The 4,525-nt window shown below is 78.3% G+C and carries 4 protein-coding genes; 3 read left to right on the forward strand and 1 reads right to left on the reverse strand.

Translation table 11 applies throughout. From position 1 onward, the window contains the following. Positions 1–337 precede the first annotated feature (337 nt). Positions 338–1,003, forward strand: coding sequence for a hypothetical protein (locus GYH36_RS18835; RefSeq protein ID WP_162290669.1), 666 nt, complete (start codon positions 338–340; stop codon positions 1,001–1,003). A 50-nt stretch (positions 1,004–1,053) separates the two neighbouring features. Here the strand turns inward: GYH36_RS18835 and GYH36_RS18840 are convergent, their stop codons facing one another. Further along, entirely contained in the window at positions 1,054–1,641 is a 588-nt protein-coding gene (locus GYH36_RS18840; protein ID WP_115942891.1) for a GNAT family N-acetyltransferase, read from the reverse strand. 78 nt (positions 1,642–1,719) lie between these two features. Between GYH36_RS18840 and GYH36_RS18845 the strand changes: the two genes are divergently transcribed. Both GYH36_RS18845 and GYH36_RS18850 read left to right on the forward strand, forming a co-directional pair. Then, a complete protein-coding gene (locus GYH36_RS18845; protein ID WP_024839211.1) occupies positions 1,720–2,514 on the forward strand; it encodes a LamB/YcsF family protein in 795 nt (264 codons plus the stop codon). Then, a complete protein-coding gene (locus GYH36_RS18850) occupies positions 2,511–4,142 on the forward strand; it encodes a 5-oxoprolinase subunit B/C family protein (protein ID WP_312028719.1) in 1,632 nt (543 codons plus the stop codon). Before GYH36_RS18845 ends, GYH36_RS18850 begins: the two co-directional genes overlap by 4 nt. Positions 4,143–4,525: the final 383 nt, after the last annotated feature.

The following is a 4,525-nucleotide window of genomic DNA, read 5'->3' on the forward strand; positions in this document are numbered from 1 at the left end:
ACCCCCCCGCTCGCGGGGCCCCCCCCCCCCGGGGGGGGGGGGCGGGGGGGGGGGGGGGGGGCCCCCCCCCCCCCCCCCCCCCCCCCCCCCCGGCGGCCCCGCCCGGGGGGGGGGGCCCGGCGACCCGAGCGGGACGACCACAGGACAGGAGCGACAGGTGGCACAGCGCACCGGAGCACGCACGTCGTCGGCACGACCGGCCGCACGGGACGCCCGGGCATCCCGGGGCACGGGCGGGCCGACGAGGTCCGCGACGCGCTCCCGTCCTGACGACCGGGGTGGTGCCGGCCGCCCCGAACCCCGGCCACCGGCGCGCGTCCGCGCGCGCCGGTGGTTCGTGGGCCTCGACCCGTGGCGCCGCGCGCTCGTCGTGCTCGGCGCGCTCGCCGTCGTGGCCGTCGTGGCCGCGGCCGTGGTCGCGCTGACGCGCGACGCGGGCGAGCCCGCCGAGGGTCTCGCCGTGGACCCGGCGCGGGTCGCCGAGCTCGAGGCGGCCGAGGAGGCGCGCGACGCCGAGAACCTCGTCGCGTCGATCGACCACGCCCAGCACCTGCAGACCGAGCTCGTGCCCGTCCTCCACGGGCTGCACGCGGTGCTCCCGGTCGACGGGTCGACCGCGGTGCCCGCCGACCCCGCGCAGGTCGCGGCCTGGCGCGCGGACGTCGACGCGCTCGTCGCCGAGACCGAGGCGCTCCCGAGCGGCTCGTCGGAGCACAACATCGTCCGCAACGGCATGCTCACGTCGCTCGAGCTCGTCGGGGACGCGCTCGACGCCGTCGCGCTCGCCGCCGACGCCGCACCCGACGCCGCCCCCGACCTGTACGCGCTCGCGGGCGAGCTGCGCACGCGCGCCGTCGACACGTGGGGCCTCGCGGCCGTCCAGCTCGACCTGCGCGCGACCGCCGGGGGACAGGGGCACGTCCACGTGTTCCTCCCCGTCCACCCCGGCGACTCGCTCGACGGCGGTCTCGACGTCCCCGGCGAGGACTCCCACGACCACTGAGACGGCGGGCGCGTCGTCGCCCGCCCTCGGCGGGCGCCCCGCGCCGGCGGTCAGGACGCGCCGTGCACCATGACGACGTCCGAGTGCTCCTCGCCGCCCACCACGTAGGTGCGCGACCCGACGACCGCGAACCCGTGCTTGCGGTAGAACGCCTGGGCACGCGCGTTCAGCACGTTGGTCCCGAGCCACACGGTCAGCCCCTCGCCGAGCGTCGGCGCGGCGTCCAGGGCGGCGCGCATGAGCGCGCTCGCCACGCCCGTGCCCTGGGCCCGCGGGTGCACGTAGATCTTCGACAGCTCGACCGCCGCACCCGAGCCCACGGCGGCCTCGACGCCCGGGTCGTCCGGCGTGCCGCGCACCAGGAGCGCGTAGCCGACGGGCGCGTCCCCGGCCGCGCCCGGCCCGGCGCCGTCCGGCTCGACGACGAGGAGGACCCCGTCGGCGCTCGCGGCCCAGGCGCGGAACCGCTCCGGGGAGAGCTGCGTGGCGACGTGCTCGGCGATCGCGTCGGGCGACGTCCCGGGCGGGCACGCGAGCGGGAACGTGACCGCCGCGAGGTCGGCGAGGGCGGCCGCGTCGTCGGCGGTCGCGCGGCGCACCCGCACGGCGTGCGGTGCGGTGGTGAGGTCGTCGGGCATGCGGGGAATCTACGCCTCGCCGCGACGACGGGCCGCACGGTGCCCGCCGCGACCGCGCGACCCGGGCATGATGGGCAGGTGACGCGCATCGACCTCAACGCCGACCTCGGCGAGGGCTTCGGCCGCTGGACCCTCGCCGACGACGAGGCCCTGCTCGGGCTCGTGACCAGCGCGAACGTCGCGTGCGGCTTCCACGCCGGCGACGCCACCACCATGCGGGCCGTGACGCGGGACGCCGCGGCGCGCGGGGTGCGGGTGGGGGCCCACGTGAGCTATCGGGACCGCGCGGGGTTCGGTCGGCGGTTCATGGACGTGGACCCCGGCGAGCTCGCCGACGAGGTGCTCTACCAGCTCGCGGCCCTCGACGGGTTCGCGCGGCTCGTGGGGGACCGGGTGCGCTACGTCAAGCCGCACGGGGCGCTCTACAACGCGATCGTCCACCACGAGGCGCAGGCCCGGGCCGTCGTCGACGCGGTGCGCGCCTACGACCCCACGCTGCCCGTCGTCGGGCTCCCCGGCTCGGCGGTGCTGCGGTTCGCGGACGCCGCCGGCCAGCCCACCGTCCGCGAGGCGTTCGCGGACCGCGGCTACCTCCCCTCCGGCGAGCTCGTCCCGCGCGGCCGGCCGGGCGCCGTCGTGCACGACGGGGACGAGGTCGCGCGCCGCGTCGTCCGGCTGGTGACGACGGGGACGGTCGAGGCGGCGGACGGCTCGTCGGTGCGCGTCCAGGCGGACTCGGTGTGCGTCCACTCGGACACCCCCGGCGCCGTCGGGCTGCTCGGGGCGCTGCGGACGGCGCTCCAGGAGGCCGGGGTCGAGGTCCGCCCCTTCGTGGACGCGGCGACGGGCGCGCGCGAGGTCCGCCCGTCGTGACGCGCGCCGACGGGGCCGTGAGCCGGTTCGGCGAGACGGCCCTGCTGGTCGACCTCCCGGACCTCGCGGCCGTGCGCGCGGTGCACCGCGCGCTCCTCGCCGACGTACCGCCGGGGGTGGTCGACGTCGTCCCCGCGGCCCGGACCGTCCTCGTGCGCTGCGCCGCCCCCGGCGACGTCCGTCGGGCGCTCGCCTGGGCGCGCGACGCGGTACGCCGCGCGGGGGACGACGACGCCCCACCGGCGGGGACGCTCGTCGAGATCCCCGTGCGGTACGACGGGCAGGACCTCGACGACGTCGCCCGGTGGGCGGGCACGAGCACCGAGGAGGTCGTCGCACGGCACGCCGGGCGCGAGTACGAGGCCGCGTTCGGGGGCTTCGCTCCCGGCTTCGTGTACCTGTCCGGCGTCGACCCCCGCATCGCGGCGCCGCGCCTCGAGACGCCCCGGACCCGCGTCCCCGGGGGGTCCGTCGCGCTCGCGGGCGACCTCACGGCCGTCTACCCGCGCGAGTCCCCGGGCGGGTGGCGGCTCCTCGGGCGCACGGGCGCGCCGATGTTCGACGTCGACCGGGACCCCCCGGCGCTCGTCGCGCCGGGTGCGCGCGTGCGGTTCGTGCCGGTCCGCGAGGTGGTCGCTGCGCGCGCGTCCGCGGCGGGCGCGCGCGCCGCCGGGCCGAGCGCGAGTCCCGCGCCGCGCGCCGCGACGCGGGCCGGGGACGGGCGGGGCGTCGAGGTGGTCGCGACCGGACCGCTGCTCCTCGTGGAGGACGCCGGCCGGACCGGCCTGGCTGCCGTGGGCGTCGGGCCGTCGGGCGCGGCCGACCGGGCGTCCCACGCGCTCGCCGCCCGGGTCGTCGGCAACGCCCCGGACGCGGCCGCGCTCGAGGTCACGCTCGGGGGGGCCGCCCTGCGCTTCCACGGGGAGGCGCTCGTCGCGCTCACCGGCGCCGCGGTCCCGGCGAGCGTCGACGGTCGACCGGTGGGCATGAACGCGCCCGTCCGCGTGCCCGACGGCGCGCTGCTGCGCCTCGGCACGCCGGCACGCGGGCTGCGGACCTACGTCGGGGTGCGCGGCGGTCTCGTCGTGGAGCCGGTGCTGGGGTCGCGGTCGCGCGACGTCCTCGGCGGCATCGGGCCGGAGCCCCTGCGACCGGGCGACGTGCTGGCGGTCGGCACGCCGCCCGCGGGCTCCTGGCCGCTCACCGAGGTCGTGCCGGTGCCGCACGTGCCGGGGGAGGCCCGTCCGGGCGAGCGTGCCGCGGGGGTGCTCGAGGTGCTCCCAGGACCGCGCGCCGACTGGTTCCTGCCCGGCGCGTGGCACGCGCTGCGCGCGCTGCGCACCGTGACCGCGGACAGCGACCGCGTCGCCCTGCGGCTCGACGGGCAGGCCGTCCCGCGCCGCGCGGGGGAGCTGCCGTCGGAGGGCCTCGTGCGGGGAGCGGTCCAGGTCCCGCCGGACGGGCGCCCGGTCGTCTTCCTCGCCGACCGGCCCGTGACCGGGGGGTACCCGGTCATCGGAGTGCTGCGCGAGGCGGACGTCGACCGCGCGGCGCAGCTCCGGCCGGGCGACAGGGTCGTCCTACGGCTCGCCCGTGGTGCGGGCCTCGGCGACGCGGTGGGCGGGTAGCACCGGGTCCCGGCGGCTGTGCGCCGGGTCACCGCGACCCGGCTTGACCGCCGCGCGACGGGCCGCGTAATGTTCTGGATGTCGGCCCGACAGGGAGGAACAGACACCGCCTCGAACGATCGAGGGTGGCTGGTCCCGGGGTCGAAACCCTTCCACCGCATGGCGTAGGATACTTCCTGCCCGAGACGAGGAAGACCACGGTGCCTGGACCGCGGCGAACAGCCGAGGTTGAGGAGCCGGGGGAGACCTGGTAAGGTTGAAGGGTTGCCCCAAGCGAGGTTCTGCCCGGTCGGGTGGTGCTGAGTTGGTGTGTGTCGGTTGTTTGAGAACTCAACAGTGTGCTTGTTAGTCAATGCCAAATTTTTTGTCCCTGTGGCATGGCT

The organism is Cellulosimicrobium composti (assembly GCF_010287905.1).
Lineage (GTDB): Bacteria > Actinomycetota > Actinomycetes > Actinomycetales > Cellulomonadaceae > Cellulosimicrobium > Cellulosimicrobium composti.

Bases quoted from the DNA above. Each gene is read 5' to 3' on its own strand.
- GYH36_RS18840 (WP_115942891.1), bottom strand. From the start codon at position 1,641: ATGCCCGACGACCTCACCACCGCACCGCACGCCGTGCGGGTGCGCCGC.